This is a genomic window from Mucilaginibacter sp. BGA-UO-ETr-C110 (assembly GCF_059567985.1).
On the sequence record NZ_JCAQPB010000002.1, the window covers coordinates 5,051,891 to 5,067,277 of the forward strand.

Consider the following 15,387-nt stretch of genomic DNA (forward strand, 5'->3'; position numbering starts at 1 on the left):
CTATGTCAATGGTCACCTCCGCGCTCAAAAGGCCCATCACTACCATAGTGATCACCATGAGCCTGCTGATATTTTCAGTGCTCAGCGCAGTAAAAATACCGATAGATATATTCCCGCAGCTCAACCTGCCAACCATATATGTAATCGAAGCCTACGGCGGTATGTCGCCGCAGCAAATGGAAGGTTTTTTCTCTACCAAGTTCCAGGATCAGTTCCTGTACATCAATGGTATCAAAAGCATCACCAGTAAAAACATCCAGGGTTTAACCTTGATTAAATTGTCGTTTTATGAAAGCACCAACATGGCCGAAGCTTCGGCACAGGTGGCGCTGCAGGTAAACAGGGCATCCAGCTTTTTCCCTCCTGGTGCATTGCCGCCGCAGGTGGTTAGGTTTGATGCCTCGTCGCTGCCTGTTGGTCAGCTGGTGTTCTCGAGCCCGACACGCAGTTTAAAGGACATTTATGATATGGCGGCTACCAAAATACGCCCCATGTTTGCTACCGTTCCGGGCTTGTCGCCATCACCACCATTTGGGGCCAATGCGCGTTCCATTACGGTAAATCTTGATCCGGATAAGCTGCGCAGTTATAATTTAACACCCGATGAGGTGGTTGACGCGCTGGCTAAGTTCAACGTAACATCGCCCTCTGGTAACCTCCGGCTGGATAATACCATGTTCCTGACCACCATGAACACGCTCATTAAAAACCCGGATAACTTTGGCGATATCCCCGTAAAAACCCAGAATGGCGTACCCATTTTTGTAAAGGACGTAGCCCGTGTGGCCGATGCTGCCGATATTACGGTAGATTATGCCCTCATCAACGGTAAACGTTCGGTATACATCCCGGTAGTTAAAACTGCCGATGCCTCCACCTGGGCCGTGGTGCAAAATCTTAAAAGCAAGCTACCCGAAATGCAGAACCTGCTGCCTGATGACGTCAAGCTGAGCTACGAGTTTGACCAGTCGGTTTTTGTGGTGAATGCTGTGAAAAGTTTAATGACCGAAGGTGGCTTGGGTGCCCTGCTCACCGGTTTAATGGTACTCCTGTTTCTGCGCGACTGGCGAAGCAGCCTCATCGTGGTGATCACCATCCCGGTATCTATCCTGATAGGGGTATTGCTGCTGAGTATGTTCGGCCAAACCATCAATATTATGACCCTGAGCGGACTGGCACTGGCCATCGGTATTCTCGTCGACCAGGCCACGGTGACTATCGAAAACATCCACCAGCATTTGGAGATGGGCAAATCCAAACGCCTCGCTATTTATGATGCCTGTGAGGAAATTTCGTTCCCCCTTTTGCTGATATTGCTTTGTATCCTGGCCGTTTTTGCGCCATCGTTCATGATGACAGGCGTACCCAAGGCCATGTTTTTACCGCTTTCCTTATCCATCGGTTTAACCATGATCGTATCGTATATACTGGCACAAACCGTAGTACCTATCCTAAGTAACTGGCTTATAAAAGCCGAACGTTATCAGCATTATCACCATGAAGATATTCACGCCCATGCTGGGGAGGCTCTGGATGGTCAGGAAGAAGGTCAGGTAAAACAACACCTGAACAACGAACAAAAACACCCCGAAGAGAACGATCTGTTTGAGCGGATAAAGCTATGGCTTATCCGTGTGCTCAATAAGAGCATGCCGCGTAAAAAGGGCATTGTACTGGTATATCTTTTTAGTGTGATTATCCTGGCGGGTCTTTGCTTTGTATTTATAGGTAAGGACATGATGCCGAAAATCAATAACGGCCAATTCCAGATCCGCATCAAAGAACCCGATGGCACCCGGTTGGAGCGAACCGAGGATGCTTTTAAACAGGTATTGCAGATCATTAACCAAACGGTGAATAACCATGTGGAGATCACTTCGGGCTATATTGGGCTGGTGCCTACCGCTTATGGAACCAGCAACCTGTATGTGTTTAACACCGGTACCCAGGAAGCCGTATTACAGGTAAACCTGGATGAAAAGTACAAGGTGAACATGGATGAGCTGAAAGATGCCTTGCGCAAAAACATCCATTATAAACTGCCGGAGCTCCGGATAAGCTTTGAACCGATTGACATGACCGAGAAGATCATGAGCCAGGGGGCGTCATCGCCTATTGAGGTACAGGTGGCCGGTAAAGATATGGCCCAGATCGAGGGTTATGCCAACAAAGTGGTGGACAAACTTAAAGGCATCAGTTACCTGCGCGATGTACAGATAGCCCAGCCGCTGAAATTCCCTGTCATCAAAATCACGCTCGACAGGCTGAAGGCCGCGCAGTTGGGACTCAACATTAAAGATATTGCCCGCTCGGTGACAGCCAGTACTTCATCAAGTCGTTTTACCGATAAAAACCTTTGGCTGGATGAAAAAGGCGCATACACCTACCAGGTACAGGTACAAATTCCGGAATATGTAATGAACACCATGGATCAGTTGAAAGAGATTCCGTTGGTTAAGGGCCAAAGCAGCCCGGTATTGAGTGATATCGCCACCTTTACCACCAGCTATGTGCCAGGCGAATATGACCGGGCCGGGCCACGCCGCTTTGTAACCATCAGCGCTAATATCTATAAAAAGGATCTGGGTACCGCTACTACCGATGTGCAAAAGGCTATTAATTCCCTGGGTGCAGCACCCAAAGGTTTGATAGCATCGCAGAATGGTATGGCCAACCTGCTTACCGAAACACTGAGTAGTTTGCAGAATGGTTTGGGCTTAGCCATCCTGGTGATATTCCTTTTATTGGCAGCCAATTATCAGTCGTTCAAGGTATCCTTAACGGTACTATCCACTGTGCCAGCGGTAATCTTGGGTTCCTTACTCATGCTCTTGGCTACTGGATCAACGCTGAACCTGCAATCCTACATGGGTATGATCATGTCGACAGGGGTATCCGTAGCCAACGCCATCCTGATCGTGACTAATGCCGAAAAGCTACGGCTGGATTACCGTAATGCGACCAAAGCAGCCATCACCAGCGCATCCATTCGTTTGCGCCCTATCCTGATGACCAGCCTGGCCATGATAGCCGGTATGATACCGATGGCTTCGGGCATGGGTGAAGCCGGCGAACAATCGGCTCCGTTAGGCAGGGCGGTAATAGGCGGCTTGTTTGCCTCCACACTGGCGGCCCTGTTTATTTTACCACAGGTATTTGCCTGGGTACAAAACAAAACCACCTACGATTCGCCATCATTAATGCCCGATGAACCCGCTGAACATTCAGCCCCGATAACAGAAGAAGAAACCTTAACAGTATAAGATCATGAAATTTAAATCAATCATATTATTAGCAGCGGCCACCAGTATGCTGGCGGCCTGCTCCAGTAACCAAACGCCTGTAAATATGGCGGCGGCCTCCACCAGCAAAAAATCGGCTTACGAAACTGGTATTATAACCGAAAAAGCGCTTTCGAGTCGGGCCCGCTTACCCGGGCAATTAAAGCCTTTTAATGAAGTAAACATTTTCCCTAAGGTAAACGGCTTTGTCAAAAAACTATACGTTGACCGCGGCGCCATTGTAAAAAAAGGACAGTTATTGATGACCCTGGAAGCCCCGGAAATGGAATCGCAATTACAAGCGGCCAATTCCCGATTTTTGCAGGCCCAGGAAAATGCCATCGCCAGTAAAGAAAAATATCAGCGACTAAAAGAGGCGGCTAAAGAACCCGGCTCGGTATCCCCGCTTGATCTGGATAATGCCTCGGCCAAAATGAAAGCTGATGACGCGATGGCCCGGTCAGAACAATCCAATGTGGCATCGGTACGCACCATACAGGATTATCTGAATATCCGCGCGCCATTTGATGGCATGATCGTACAGCGTAACGTATCACCCGGAGCATTGGTATCGCCAGGCAAAGGCACCGATCAGCCCATGCTGATCTTGCAGGACATCAGCAAAATGCGTCTGGAGGTATTTATCCCGGAGGATTATGTAGATAAGGTAGATCTGCAGCAACCCGTTACCTTTGTATTTAACGCCATGCCGGGCAGCGAGCAAACCGCCAAAATAAGCCGTTCGGCTAATTCATTAGGCAGCATGCGTTCAGAAGCTATTGAGATTGATGTGCAAAATAAAAACGGACAGTTAAAACCGGGCATGTATGCCGAAGTAAGGATCCCCATGCTTTCGGGCGCCAAATCGCTATTGGTTCCTAACAACGCCATCGTACGGTCGACAGAGCGCGAATATGTGGTTACCGTTAAGCAAGGGAAAGCCGTGTTGGTTGATATCAAAGAAGGTTTAGCCAGGAATGACTCCACCGAGGTATTTGGTAATTTAAAAGCCGGCGACCAGGTTATTAACCATCCGGGAGATGAATTAAAACAAGGTGCTGTGATTAATTAGAATCAAGAGATAAGAGCCAAGAATTAAGAGGTAAAAGTATTCCGTCCTGATATGGACTGACGAAAAGGAATGGTTTGTCTTGCTTCTTGGCTCTTATCTCTTGATTCTAATTTTTGTCGTATTTACCCTCTCAATTGTCGTATTAGGCCCTCATCAAATTGCGTTGCAACACGCATTTTTGTATAGTCAATTAATCTGTACATATTAAAGGCATACTGGCATGGCAAATATCAATTCATACTTAACTTTTAACGGTAATTGCCTGGAGGCAATGACCTTTTACAAAGAATGCCTTGGCGGTAAACTCACTTTTCAAACCGTTGGCGAACTGCCCTTACCGCTTAATGAGCCAATGCCTCCCTGTATGGAAAATTGCGTGGTACATGCCACACTCGTCAAAGGCGATATGGTACTTACGGCCTCAGATATGGTACCCGAAAACGGATTGATCAAAGGTAATGCCGTATCCTTATTGTTAAACTGTAATACCGAACAGGAAGCCCATGAATATTACGCCCGGTTATCAACCGATGGCGAAGCGACACACCCCCTGGAAGATACTTTCTGGGGTGCCTTGTTTGGCGATCTTGTTGATAAATTTGGTAACCAATGGCTTATTAGTTTTGAGAACACGTACTAAAGAAAATGCCCCAATAATATCGAATAATGAATTTTGAATTTCCAACATCGAAATCATCATTCATCATCCGGCGCCCGATATTGAATACTTCATAAATCCTTATTTAATGACATGGAATACCTTGCGCTGAGTGGGTTTACATGTAAACCCACTATACTGCGACAATATCACAATAACATATTGATTATCAATATATTATTTCAATGTCAACCATAAATTGTGTAAACCATGCAAACCCACTTTGTCACATGTTCTCAAAAAATCAAGCTTGTTTTGCTTTTAGTCTCTTGTGATGATAAATGTATGATCCGATGATCAGAGCATAACCGATCAACATGGGCAATACCTGAGGTATCGGGTCTCCTGAGGCCAGGCCTGAATAGGTGGCCCCTGTAAGGTCAAAAACAAAACCCGCGTACACCCATTCCTTGATCCGTGGAAAGCCGGGAATTAATATAGCGATCACCCCCAATAGCTTAACCGCACCCATAAAAGGCGACAAGTAAGCAGGATAACCCAGGTGCTTAAATACGGCCAGCGCTTCGGGCATCGACAACAGATCAGGAATGGCTCCTAATCCCATAGCGGCCAATAGTAAGCCAGTGAAAATCCAGTAAATGATGTTGATCTTTTTGGTGCTCATGTGATTGTTTTTTTAGGTTATTACAAATTAATCCAGACAGATCTCAGTATGCTGGGCGGGGCTCAAATGTTCTACTATTTTATCATTATGCTTGTCCAATCCAAACCACGAGCGCATAAAGGTGATTTTACCATATTTAGCCATGTTCACCAATAACACGCTGATCAGGATCACTACCAGGCCAAATATTTGCAGGCCAGAAATGTTTTCATGGGCAAACAAGGTACCCAACAACACGGCTATAACCGGGTTTACATAGGAGTGGGTACTCACCTCTGTTGCCGGGCGAACTTTTAACAACCATACATAAGCGCTGAATGCGGCAATAGAACCAAATAAGATCAGGTAACCAATGGCTAACCATGATTGCAAAGGTACGCTGGCCAAATGAAATGAACCCAACTCATGGTTAAACAAACTGGCAGGTATAAATGCCAGGCCCGCAATGATCATTTGCCATGAAGTGTTTACCCGGGCCGGCGCATCGCTACCCCGTTTTTTGGAAACAAGCGAACCTGCCGACCAGGCAATCGGTCCGGCCAGTAACAGGATCAGACCTGTTAATTGCGCATGATTGATCGCACCGGATAAGGATTTGCTAATAGCTTCCCCAAATAACAGGATCACCCCGGCAAAGCCCAGTATCAACCCGGCAATGGTTGTACGACTTTTAAAGTTCAGCTTCCAGTTCACCCGGTCAAGGATCACAAACCAGATAGGATTGGCTGATACCATGATGGCAACCATAGCGCTTGGCAGGGTACGTTCGGCCCAGATCACGATACCGGTGGCCACAAAAAGCATCAGCAAACCGCTAATGGCCGAAGTAACTACATCTCTTTTAACCCATAGCTTGTCGCCCTTAAAGCGGCACCAGGTTAGTAATAGTACCCCGGCTGTAAAGAAGCGTAAAGCCCCCATCAGCATGGGCGGAAAGCCATGTACCGCCATCTGTATAAAAAAGTAGGTGGAACCCCATACCACGTAAACAATAGCAAAGGCTATTACTACTAAAAGGGTTGAGGGTTTATTTGATGTTGCAGTTTTCATGTTATTTAGTTTTTACGGGTACAGTAGTAGGTTTATTTTTTTCGGCGATAAAGAATACAAGGAGCTTCGCCGGTTTATCCTTGCGGCTGTTCCGGGTTACGGCATGCAGGCCGTTAGGTTTTTCATAAAATGAATCGCCGGGTTTGTAATGATAAGTTTTACCTTCAAACGTTGATTCCAATTCACCTTCCAGCAAATAACCAAAGGTTGGAAAAGGATGCCTGTGCGCGGCAGATACACTTGCCGGCGGAAAGGTTACCACCAGCATTTGTACCTCCTTATTATTGATGCCGGGCTGATTAAGCAATGTTTTGAGCAGGTAGGTTTCAGTTATGTTGCTTTGCACTTTCCGGCACACACGCTTCGGTGGATTTAACTTCCCAAAACATGGAGACAAAATGGTTAGTATGATAATAATTAATGCTTTCATTTCTAAAAAGTTTATGAGTTCAAACGGTTTCTACGCCGTTTTTATCCTGGTAAATAGTCAATTGTTTGTTGATTTTTTGGTGCGATAACAGGCTGTCGATGCTCCAGGCATAGGATGGTAGTGTAGCCAGCAAAATACTCGCGGCACTTAATGTAAATACCGAATAACCCAGCGGCGATTCGATACCAAATGAGATGGCCATGGCTATAGCAAAACAAAAACCCAAAATTCCTGAGCCTATAGCCGCCAAACGGGTAAATAAACCTATCAGGATCAAAAGACCAAAAGTGGCCTCGCCGATGGTGGCTATGGTGGCAAAAGCAGGAATCAATGATGCGGGCAAAAAACTCATTACCTGGCGGGCATAAGCGATAAAATGCTGCCAGTCGCCCCAGCCTACATGTGGCCGGCCATTAGCGCCCAATATTCCTAAACGATCGGCAACTTCCCATATATAAGCCGAGCCTATAGCTACACGCAGGTACAGGGAGGGGAGTTTGAAGTTTTGAATAAGCTGCATAATCTTTGTGTTTGATTAAATAACACTTAAAGTTACGCCACTTGTGGACCATTTAGATAGTCCACTAATAATAACAGTGGTAGTCCAATTAATTAGCGAATATTCTTTCTTATCCGGCTTAAAGAGGTTGGCGTAACACCAATGAACGAGGCCAGGTATTTTTGAGGGATCTTTTGCAGAAAAGTTGGTTTGGTTAATAGATCGAGATAGCGTTGTTCGGCTGAATCCCGCTGTAAGGCGGTGAACCGCTCTAGCAGGTTAAGGATAACATCCTCCCAAAAATTGCGCATCATTTCCTGCATTTCGGGATATTGCTTATACAAATTGGTTAGCTCGCTTTTGGGCAGATACCATATTACGGTATCCTCGATAGCTTGCAGAAAATAATTTGATGGTTTTTCACTGATAAAGCTATAGATCTCAATAGCCGATGAATGCTCAAAAGCAAACCATACCGATATTTCCACCTCATCCTGCAAATAATATAGCCGCAGGCAACCTTCCTGCACAAAAACAAGATCGCTACATACCAAACCCTCCTCCAGTAAAAAGTCGTTCTTTTTAAGGCTGCGCTGTTTAAACTTTTGAGTAACAGCGTCCAGCTTATCCTGGTCAAGATCTGCGTATTGTTTTATAAAAGCTTTAAGTTCTGCCGTCATGATGTGGTTTAATGTACAAATTTTGTTTTTATTGTGTTCAACTAAAAAAGCATTGGTCTATATTTATCATTCATAAGCCATTAATCAACTAGTCCAGCATGCTTTTAGCCGAAATTTTAATACATATTGACAAAACTGCTCAAACACCGGTTTATCTCCAAATTGCCAATGGCATCATTAACCAGATACGCCAGGGGAAGTTAAAACCGGGTTCGGCTTTGCCGGGCAGCCGTGCGTTGGCACAAAAGCTGGTTATACACCGCCAAACCGTGGTTGCTGCATATGACGAGCTGTATGCGCAAAGCTGGGTTGATGTTTATCCGCGTAGGGGCATTTTTGTGGCTAAAAATCTGCCCGACATTAAACCGCGGTCATTACCTGAATCTACCGGCCCAAGTTGCTATTCTTCTAAAACATATTTTGAAGTAGATGACAATAGGATACCTTTTCCACAGCTATTTCAACCCGTTAATGATACCCACCTTGTATTCAATGATGGTTTTCCGGATACACGTTTGGCTCCTATCGAGCTGCTGGTACGCGAATACAGACGCTTTGGCAATTACCACTTTACTTCAAAATATTGGATGTACGGATCGGAGTATGGCTCCGAAAACCTGCGAACAGAGCTTGCCCGCTTTTTAGGCGAAACACGCGGGCTGCAAGTTAATCCTGAGCATATCATTATTACCAAAGGCTCGCAAATGGCTATATACCTTACCGCCCAGATATTACTCTCCAAAAACGACACGGTAATTGCCGGCGATCCCGGATATCCGGAAGCAAACCACACGTTTCAGCAAGCCGGTGCGCAAATGGCCCTTGTTCCAGTCGATGACCATGGGATAGACCTGGAAGCGGTGGAAGCCATCTGCAAAAAGAAAAAAGTAAAAATTGTATACGTAATTCCGCACCATCACCGCCCAACTTCTGTCACGTTAAGTTCCGAACGGCGGATGCAATTGCTGGAATTGGCACATAAATACCGTTTCGCGATCATTGAAGACGATTATGATTACGATTTCCATTATTCAAGCGGCCCGATATTGCCGCTAGCCAGTGCCGACTATTATGGCAGCATCATATATATCGGCTCGTTTTGCAAAACCATTGCGCCGGGTATTCGTATCGGCTTTATGGTGGCCCCGCCCAACTTAATTGTACAGGCGGCCCGGTTACGCAAACTGATCGACCGGCAAGGGGAGCTGCTGTTAGAAGAGGCCATGGCCAACCTGCTAAAGAACGGTGATATCGGTCGGCATCTCAAAAAGGCCAACAAAACCTATCACGAACGGCGCGATGTATTATGTCAACTGCTCAAAGAGCAACTTCATGAACATATCAGCTTTAAGATCCCCGATGGTGGCTTCGCCGTTTGGATAAATTATCTCAATGGTATTAAAGCTAAAGAAGTAGCCGAAAAAGCTTCGGCGATGGGACTATTTGTGGGTAATGGTACTGGTTATTTTCATGACGCAGCTTATGCCCCATCATCGGTACGGTTAGGATTTGCCGCTTTAACGCCAAAGGAGTTGGAAACCGCTACCGGTATATTAACAGCAGCGGTTAAAAAATTGCTTTAATAATTGATATAATCTTCCGTAAAGCTACCATCGGCATACAGGTCAATAAGGCCATAACCCGGGGCGGTTTCCCTTCTGTTGCCCTCCCACCAGGCACCGCTTACCGCGCCATTGCAAAGATAGGTAACATGATTATACACCAGTTTTTCGCGCAGGTGGATATGCCCGCTCAGGCATAACTTAACATTGGGATGCTGGTAAAACAACTTGATGATTTTGGCATTATCGGTATGCATATCGCCACCGTACATTGTCCACCTGTTTACGGTGTTATCTTCGATCAGGTTAGTAGCCGTCAGGATAGGAATATGCGTCATAACCAGTACTGGCATAGACGGATCGGTAGATTTCAATTCCTGTTCAAGCCAGGTAAATTGCTCATCGCCCAGTTTGCCAATATACCAGGTATCATCAATGTCCAGGTGAACGCTATCCAGGATAATGAATTTCCATCCGCTTTGTATAAAACTATAATAAGGCTTAACCAGGCCCAACTGATCCATGGAATATTTCTTGCCGTAAATAGCCTGTCCTTTATCGTCCTCATTCCACCAAATATCGTGATTGCCAAGGCAATATCGTACCGGTGTGCTACAATCAGATTTCATAATTGATTTGCTCAATTGCCACTGGTCGTTTATGGTACTGATGTTTTCCTTATTCATATCAAACACCACATCGCCGCCATTTAATATAAGATCAACTTGGGGTGTTTGTTGCTGTACGTGGTGCAGGCATTTAGCAAACCTTGCAGGCGCGTCGAATTTATTTTTAAGATGGATATCTGTTAAGTGGGCTACCCTTAAAACGGGTTTGTTTTTTGCTGATGTATTACCAAACGTTAGGGAAGGGACCAAAAGTAGTCCCCCGATATTTTTAAGGGCCGATCTTCTTTGCATTGCACAATAATTATGGATACAAAGGTGCTTTATCTGTTTGGTTTTTAGCTTAAGTCAAGGTTAAATAATCTGTTATTAACGGTATTAAGCTGTTTCTGCTTGTAATAAAAAAAGATCAGCAGACCCAGATTGATCATTTGTGCCATCGCGGCATAAGAATCAGAAAAAGGATCATGGTTATGCCAATGGGTATAAACCGCTCCCAGCATGATCAGGAAAAGCCCCAAAGCAGCCAATAATCCGGTTTTCAGGTATCGGTGCAACAGGATACCTACCCCTCCTGCGGCTTCAACCACCATGATAAAGTACAGGAACCAAATGGCATAGCCAGAGAGTTTAAAAAAGTCGCTCATTTGTTTAAAATTCTGCGATTTACCAATAGTAGCAATGATAAAAATGCCACCAACCATTACAGAGAGCCCATATAATGTATTTCGGAAGATGACCCTCTTATCCGGATGCTCCGCGGTATATAAACTCCTGAAATCACTACCAGAAATATTCACTGCCAAATATCCAAGCAAAACTATCCATGCCAAATAAGCGTATTTTGACATGTTTGTTAGTATAAGGAGCACATGCTGCTCATGGATCCCCGAAAAGTACAAGGCAATATAGCTCAGGATGATAAAACAGGAGAGATAGAAAAATATCCTCGCCGGTATAAGGGTATACATCGAGTTTTTAGGGATCAGGTTAAATAACCCTCCCGCAATCATAAATAATAGCAATTGTAACGGGTTCATATTGTTTTTTGCTTAAAAATTTTCATTTATTAAAGCAAAACCAATTCTTTTCAACCAACAGCACAATCTATTCAACAAAATCAATAAAAGGCTATCCGCTTTTAACCCGGTAAACGGCTATTTATTACATTTGGAAAAATTTAAACAATGATAATACACCACGTTTTATTCTGGCTAAAAGCCGACACTACCGCCGATCAAAAAATTACCTTTCGTAAAAGCCTGGAGACCTTAGAAGGCGTTGAAAGCATTAAAACATTGCATATTGGTACGCCTGCTCCTATTGAGCGCGCGGTTGTAGATACCACTTATACTTTTAGCTTAACTGTATTTTTTGATGACCTGGCCGGCCACGATGTTTATCAGACACATCCATTGCATTTAGCTTTTTTGGACGGGTTCCGCGTTTACTTTGAAAAAGTAGTTATATACGATGCTGAATAAGGCTGCATCATGTTAAACCATAAAGCCGCTTAGTTTATTTCAATCGGCTTTATGGTTTCTTGATAGATTCTGGTTGTATCCTATAATTTCCATAAACACTAAACTTCGGGTATCAGATCCTTTTCATTTTTCAATAAAGCCAATACTTCTGTCCACGACCGTACACGTTGATGATGATCGATATTAGCATTATGAGCAGCGTTAAACATGATGGTAGTCCCCTTAAATTTATCTAAGTTTTTAGGGTGATCGTCGATCATATAGTCGGTATTGATTAAACTTTTATCACCACAGAAAACAATATGGGTCCAGGGGATAAATGGGAAATGCTCCTGCAGCCATTCGTATTTTTCGGGTAACGACAACGGAAACTCCATAGCTGCCGATACAATAAAAACTTCAAAATCCTCCATCAGTTCTTTTATTGCTTCAACCGCGCCAGGGATCACCGGCAGGGTACGGAAAAAGCCAGGTGACAGTATAAATTTCCGGATGGCGCCTTCTTCCGGAAAACCTTCCCCTTCTGGCTTACCCAACATTTGTTCATAAGGGATCTGGACGCCATAGGCATTATAATACCAGGTTAAATAATGTGCATCGGTATCGGCCAAAACACCGTCCATATCAACTGCAATTCTTTTTAATCTTTTCATATTTTATTGTTGTTATTATTTAAGCCCCAAACTGTCGTAAATGATGATCGAGGTGTTTATGCATACCAACGCCCCAGGTAGCCGGTGTCAATTCTCCGAAAAAAGGATGGGGGTGTTTGGTTACGCCATTTTCGCCCGCGGTTTGGAATTTTTTGATATAGGTTATTAGTCTTTGCTTTTCTGCGGCGAAATCCCTTTCATCAGCAATTTTCAAATGCTTGTCTGACGGAACATTCTGGGCAAAGGGCTTTTCATTGAAATATTCTTTTTTTGCCATACGGCCAAAGATCCAGCCTAAAAAGGTTCTTGGTAAATTCTTTTCGCCATTAGCCATTTGCAGCGTTACTGAACAATGTGCCAGCATTTGTGCAACCTCCATTTTACCCCAAAGCCGCCCTGCGGTGGGTTTTAGATGTTCAACACGGTCAAGGATTTCTGACGTGTCGGTGTGGTTAAATAGATTTTTCATATTGCAATATTATGCAATATATTTCAATTAATTGCAAATTAAATGTTAATTTATTGCAGCAATTTGCAATAAATAATTATTCTTATATTTGTTTTTATGCTGAAAGAAGAACGTCTTCAAAAAATAATTGAACAGATTGCACAAGACAATAAAGTTGTATTGGACGATCTGAGCCGGTTGCTTAATGTGTCTACAGATACGGTTAGAAGGGATATTAAAGAATTATCAGACAAGGGCCTGCTGAAAGCCGTTCGCGGTGGGGCTATTATCGGCTCGCCTGTACATCCGCATTTTAAGGAACGTCAGCATATAGATACACAACATAAAAAAGTAATAGCTCAAAAAGCTTTAGAATTTATAAAACCGGGGCAGGTTATCATTCTTAACGGGGGCACTACCACTACCGCGGTTATTGCCGCTTTACCCAGGGACATCAACTTAACCGTTATTACCAACAGCTTTCCGGTGGTATCTATTTTAGAAGACTATCCTCATGTTACCGTTTTTTTTATTGGCGGCGAGCTCAACAAACACGCCTTTTCAACTACCGGCCATGAAACCATTGAAGCTATCCGCAATTTCAGGGCTGATGTGTGCCTGCTGGGCATTTGTAGTATTGATCTGAAGCTGGGACTAACCGGTTTTACTTACCAGGAAAGCCTGGTAGACAGGGCCATGATCGAAACCTCGAAATATGTGATCGCCTTATCTACTTATGATAAAATAGGCGCATCAGACCCCTATTATGTATGCGCGGCTAATGCCATTGATGTTATTGTTACCGAAAAGGATCCATCCACAACAGACCTGAGTGGATTTAAAGAAGCGGGGATACTGATCAAATAGCGGTCGAGAAGCAAGAGATAAGAGTCAAGAATCAAGAAAGCACAAAACAACAATTATTATTTTTGTCTTAATTCTTGACTCTTATCTCTTGATTTTATACTACATCTATTTTGCTTTCAATCCGTCAGGAGCAAAATCAAGCGAGATGGAGTTCATGCAATATCTTTTATAGGTTGGCGCCGGACCATCATCAAATATATGCCCCAGGTGCGAACCACATCTCGCGCAGAGCACTTCAGTACGCTGCATGCCAACCGAGTTATCCTCCCGGTAAATCACACTGTTTTTTCTTACCGCCTGATAAAAACTTGGCCAACCACAATTACTCGCAAATTTAGCATCCGACCGGAACAGCTCATTACCACAAACGGCGCAATAGTAAGTCCCTTTGGCATTCTTATCCCAATACTGGCCTGTGAACGGGGCTTCTGTGGACTGCTCTCTTGCAGTGGCGTATAAGGCAGGTGGCAATATCTTCTTCCACTCCGCATCGGTCACGTTTAGTTTTTTGGTATCCGTATTGGAGTAATATGGGTTCTTTTCGTGCCCTTTGTCGCTTTTCAGGTGCTGGGCATTAGCTGCTCCAACGAAAAACACCAGTATGCCTGCTAAAATTATTGTTCTCATCAGAATAATTATTGAATTATTGATTTAGTGAATTAGTGATTTTTTCTTGGGGGGGGCACTTAAACACTCAAACTTACTTTATGACTTCAACTTGTTTTTGAATACCTTTTTGAATTTTTCCAGCTCGGGTTGTATCACGTATTTGCAATAAGGCTGACTACCGTTCTGGTTAAAATAGTTCTGATGGTAATCTTCGGCCTTGTAAAATGCTTTATAGGGTACCACCTGGGTTACGATATTGCTTTTGTAAGCTTTTTCGGTATTGAGCTTGCTGATGTAGTAATCGGCTTTTTGTTTTTGAGCGGCATTGTGATAAAATATAGCCGAGCGGTATTGTGTACCCACATCATTGCCTTGACGGTTAAGCTGGGTAGGGTCATGGGCAACAAAGAAGGCTTCCAATAGCTCATCAAAAGAGATCTGCGCGGGGTCATAAATAATATTACAAGCTTCGGCATGCCCGGTGGTGCCGGTACAAACCTGCTCATAAGTGGGATGGGCTACATGCCCGCCACTGAAGCCCGAGATCACTTTTTTTACTCCTTTTAACTGCTGAAATTTGGCCTCGGTGCACCAAAAACAACCTGTAGCGAAGGTAGCGGTATCCAGTTTTGCACCGGGAGAGCCACCAGTTACCAGATGTTTACTAGGCGTATTACCTACCGTAGCGAAAGCGGCAGTGCAATTGGCTATGAATAACATTAAAAGCACGATATTCTTTTTCATTGATATTTAGTTTTTACGTTTTATACTTTATCGGGTTCTATACTACTAACGTAATAAGTTTACCCGCGGTTAATGAAATATATTTTATTTAGCTGAATT

At 44.1% G+C, this 15,387-nt stretch carries 17 protein-coding genes; 6 read left to right on the forward strand and 11 right to left on the reverse strand.

What is annotated here, in order from left to right; translation table 11 throughout:
• Positions 1 to 2: 2 nt before the first annotated feature.
• The 3 genes from AC57BQ_RS21660 (at position 3) to AC57BQ_RS21670 (ending at position 4,993) form a co-directional block, all read left to right on the forward strand.
• A complete protein-coding gene (locus AC57BQ_RS21660; protein ID WP_496408237.1) occupies positions 3 to 3,263 on the forward strand; it encodes an efflux RND transporter permease subunit in 3,261 nt (1,086 codons plus the stop codon).
• A 4-nt stretch (positions 3,264 to 3,267) separates the two neighbouring features.
• On the forward strand, positions 3,268 to 4,353 hold the full coding sequence (locus AC57BQ_RS21665) for an efflux RND transporter periplasmic adaptor subunit (protein ID WP_496408238.1): 1,086 nt from the start codon (positions 3,268 to 3,270) through the stop codon (positions 4,351 to 4,353).
• Between the two features lie 220 nt (positions 4,354 to 4,573).
• Entirely contained in the window at positions 4,574 to 4,993 is a 420-nt protein-coding gene (locus tag AC57BQ_RS21670; RefSeq protein ID WP_496408239.1) for a VOC family protein, read from the forward strand.
• 262 nt (positions 4,994 to 5,255) lie between these two features.
• On the opposite strand, the gene AC57BQ_RS21675 is transcribed toward AC57BQ_RS21670, so the two are convergent.
• From AC57BQ_RS21675 to AC57BQ_RS21695, 5 genes are all read right to left on the reverse strand, one after another.
• The gene (locus AC57BQ_RS21675) at positions 5,256 to 5,636 is read right to left on the reverse strand and encodes a DoxX family protein (RefSeq protein ID WP_496408240.1); all 381 of its coding nucleotides are present in this window, start codon (positions 5,634 to 5,636) and stop codon (positions 5,256 to 5,258) included.
• Between the two features lie 27 nt (positions 5,637 to 5,663).
• On the reverse strand, positions 5,664 to 6,686 hold the full coding sequence (locus tag AC57BQ_RS21680) for an EamA family transporter (RefSeq protein ID WP_496408241.1): 1,023 nt from the start codon (positions 6,684 to 6,686) through the stop codon (positions 5,664 to 5,666).
• Between the two features lies 1 nt (position 6,687).
• On the reverse strand, positions 6,688 to 7,116 hold the full coding sequence (locus tag AC57BQ_RS21685) for a cupin domain-containing protein (RefSeq protein WP_496408242.1): 429 nt from the start codon (positions 7,114 to 7,116) through the stop codon (positions 6,688 to 6,690).
• Between the two features lie 19 nt (positions 7,117 to 7,135).
• Positions 7,136 to 7,636, reverse strand: coding sequence for a DoxX family protein (locus AC57BQ_RS21690; RefSeq protein WP_496408243.1), 501 nt, complete (start codon positions 7,634 to 7,636; stop codon positions 7,136 to 7,138).
• A 92-nt stretch (positions 7,637 to 7,728) separates the two neighbouring features.
• Positions 7,729 to 8,295: a Crp/Fnr family transcriptional regulator gene (locus AC57BQ_RS21695; protein ID WP_496408244.1), complete on the reverse strand. Its 567-nt coding sequence runs from the start codon at positions 8,293 to 8,295 to the stop codon at positions 7,729 to 7,731.
• Positions 8,296 to 8,393: 98 nt separating this feature from the next.
• Between AC57BQ_RS21695 and pdxR the strand changes: the two genes are divergently transcribed.
• The gene (gene pdxR, locus AC57BQ_RS21700) at positions 8,394 to 9,878 is read left to right on the forward strand and encodes a MocR-like pyridoxine biosynthesis transcription factor PdxR (protein WP_496408245.1); all 1,485 of its coding nucleotides are present in this window, start codon (positions 8,394 to 8,396) and stop codon (positions 9,876 to 9,878) included.
• Here pdxR and AC57BQ_RS21705 read toward each other — a convergent pair.
• Positions 9,875 to 10,777, reverse strand: coding sequence for a metallophosphoesterase family protein (locus AC57BQ_RS21705; protein WP_496408246.1), 903 nt, complete (start codon positions 10,775 to 10,777; stop codon positions 9,875 to 9,877). The two genes, pdxR and AC57BQ_RS21705, sit on opposite strands and share 4 nt — an antisense overlap.
• Positions 10,778 to 10,821: 44 nt before the next feature.
• Complete coding sequence (locus AC57BQ_RS21710) at positions 10,822 to 11,523, reverse strand: DoxX family protein (RefSeq protein WP_496408247.1); 702 nt, start codon at positions 11,521 to 11,523, stop codon at positions 10,822 to 10,824.
• Positions 11,524 to 11,670: 147 nt separating this feature from the next.
• On the opposite strand from AC57BQ_RS21710, the gene AC57BQ_RS21715 reads away from it, so the two are divergent.
• Entirely contained in the window at positions 11,671 to 11,967 is a 297-nt protein-coding gene (locus AC57BQ_RS21715) for a Dabb family protein (RefSeq protein WP_496408248.1), read from the forward strand.
• Positions 11,968 to 12,065: 98 nt separating this feature from the next.
• On the opposite strand, the gene AC57BQ_RS21720 is transcribed toward AC57BQ_RS21715, so the two are convergent.
• Together AC57BQ_RS21720 and AC57BQ_RS21725 are read right to left on the reverse strand one after the other, a co-directional pair.
• Positions 12,066 to 12,620 carry a 5' nucleotidase, NT5C type gene (locus AC57BQ_RS21720; protein WP_496408249.1) on the reverse strand — a complete coding sequence of 185 codons (555 nt, stop codon included), beginning with the start codon at positions 12,618 to 12,620 and terminating at the stop codon, positions 12,066 to 12,068.
• A gap of 19 nt (positions 12,621 to 12,639) precedes the next feature.
• Entirely contained in the window at positions 12,640 to 13,089 is a 450-nt protein-coding gene (locus AC57BQ_RS21725) for a DUF1569 domain-containing protein (RefSeq protein ID WP_496408250.1), read from the reverse strand.
• 96 nt (positions 13,090 to 13,185) lie between these two features.
• Here AC57BQ_RS21725 and AC57BQ_RS21730 point away from each other — a divergent pair, with 96 nt between their 5' ends.
• A complete protein-coding gene (locus AC57BQ_RS21730) occupies positions 13,186 to 13,935 on the forward strand; it encodes a DeoR/GlpR family DNA-binding transcription regulator (RefSeq protein WP_090473083.1) in 750 nt (249 codons plus the stop codon).
• A gap of 105 nt (positions 13,936 to 14,040) precedes the next feature.
• Here AC57BQ_RS21730 and msrB read toward each other — a convergent pair whose 3' ends face one another.
• A complete protein-coding gene (gene msrB, locus AC57BQ_RS21735) occupies positions 14,041 to 14,562 on the reverse strand; it encodes a peptide-methionine (R)-S-oxide reductase MsrB (protein WP_496408251.1) in 522 nt (173 codons plus the stop codon).
• A gap of 78 nt (positions 14,563 to 14,640) precedes the next feature.
• The gene (gene msrA, locus AC57BQ_RS21740) at positions 14,641 to 15,288 is read right to left on the reverse strand and encodes a peptide-methionine (S)-S-oxide reductase MsrA (RefSeq protein ID WP_496408252.1); all 648 of its coding nucleotides are present in this window, start codon (positions 15,286 to 15,288) and stop codon (positions 14,641 to 14,643) included.
• Positions 15,289 to 15,387: the final 99 nt, after the last annotated feature.

What these genes read in the sequence shown, in the direction of transcription:
- AC57BQ_RS21660 (WP_496408237.1), top strand. Translation starts at nt 3, where the DNA reads ATGTCAATGGTCACCTCCGCGCTCAAAAGGCCCATCACTACCATAGTG.
- AC57BQ_RS21665 (WP_496408238.1), top strand. Translation starts at nt 3,268, where the DNA reads ATGAAATTTAAATCAATCATATTATTAGCAGCGGCCACCAGTATGCTG.
- AC57BQ_RS21670 (WP_496408239.1), top strand. Translation starts at nt 4,574, where the DNA reads ATGGCAAATATCAATTCATACTTAACTTTTAACGGTAATTGCCTGGAG.
- AC57BQ_RS21675 (WP_496408240.1), bottom strand. Translation starts at nt 5,636, where the DNA reads ATGAGCACCAAAAAGATCAACATCATTTACTGGATTTTCACTGGCTTA.
- AC57BQ_RS21680 (WP_496408241.1), bottom strand. Translation starts at nt 6,686, where the DNA reads ATGAAAACTGCAACATCAAATAAACCCTCAACCCTTTTAGTAGTAATA.
- AC57BQ_RS21685 (WP_496408242.1), bottom strand. Translation starts at nt 7,116, where the DNA reads ATGAAAGCATTAATTATTATCATACTAACCATTTTGTCTCCATGTTTT.
- AC57BQ_RS21690 (WP_496408243.1), bottom strand. Translation starts at nt 7,636, where the DNA reads ATGCAGCTTATTCAAAACTTCAAACTCCCCTCCCTGTACCTGCGTGTA.
- AC57BQ_RS21695 (WP_496408244.1), bottom strand. Translation starts at nt 8,295, where the DNA reads ATGACGGCAGAACTTAAAGCTTTTATAAAACAATACGCAGATCTTGAC.
- pdxR (WP_496408245.1), top strand. Translation starts at nt 8,394, where the DNA reads ATGCTTTTAGCCGAAATTTTAATACATATTGACAAAACTGCTCAAACA.
- AC57BQ_RS21705 (WP_496408246.1), bottom strand. Translation starts at nt 10,777, where the DNA reads ATGCAAAGAAGATCGGCCCTTAAAAATATCGGGGGACTACTTTTGGTC.
- AC57BQ_RS21710 (WP_496408247.1), bottom strand. Translation starts at nt 11,523, where the DNA reads ATGAACCCGTTACAATTGCTATTATTTATGATTGCGGGAGGGTTATTT.
- AC57BQ_RS21715 (WP_496408248.1), top strand. Translation starts at nt 11,671, where the DNA reads ATGATAATACACCACGTTTTATTCTGGCTAAAAGCCGACACTACCGCC.
- AC57BQ_RS21720 (WP_496408249.1), bottom strand. Translation starts at nt 12,620, where the DNA reads ATGAAAAGATTAAAAAGAATTGCAGTTGATATGGACGGTGTTTTGGCC.
- AC57BQ_RS21725 (WP_496408250.1), bottom strand. Translation starts at nt 13,089, where the DNA reads ATGAAAAATCTATTTAACCACACCGACACGTCAGAAATCCTTGACCGT.
- AC57BQ_RS21730 (WP_090473083.1), top strand. Translation starts at nt 13,186, where the DNA reads ATGCTGAAAGAAGAACGTCTTCAAAAAATAATTGAACAGATTGCACAA.
- msrB (WP_496408251.1), bottom strand. Translation starts at nt 14,562, where the DNA reads ATGAGAACAATAATTTTAGCAGGCATACTGGTGTTTTTCGTTGGAGCA.
- msrA (WP_496408252.1), bottom strand. Translation starts at nt 15,288, where the DNA reads ATGAAAAAGAATATCGTGCTTTTAATGTTATTCATAGCCAATTGCACT.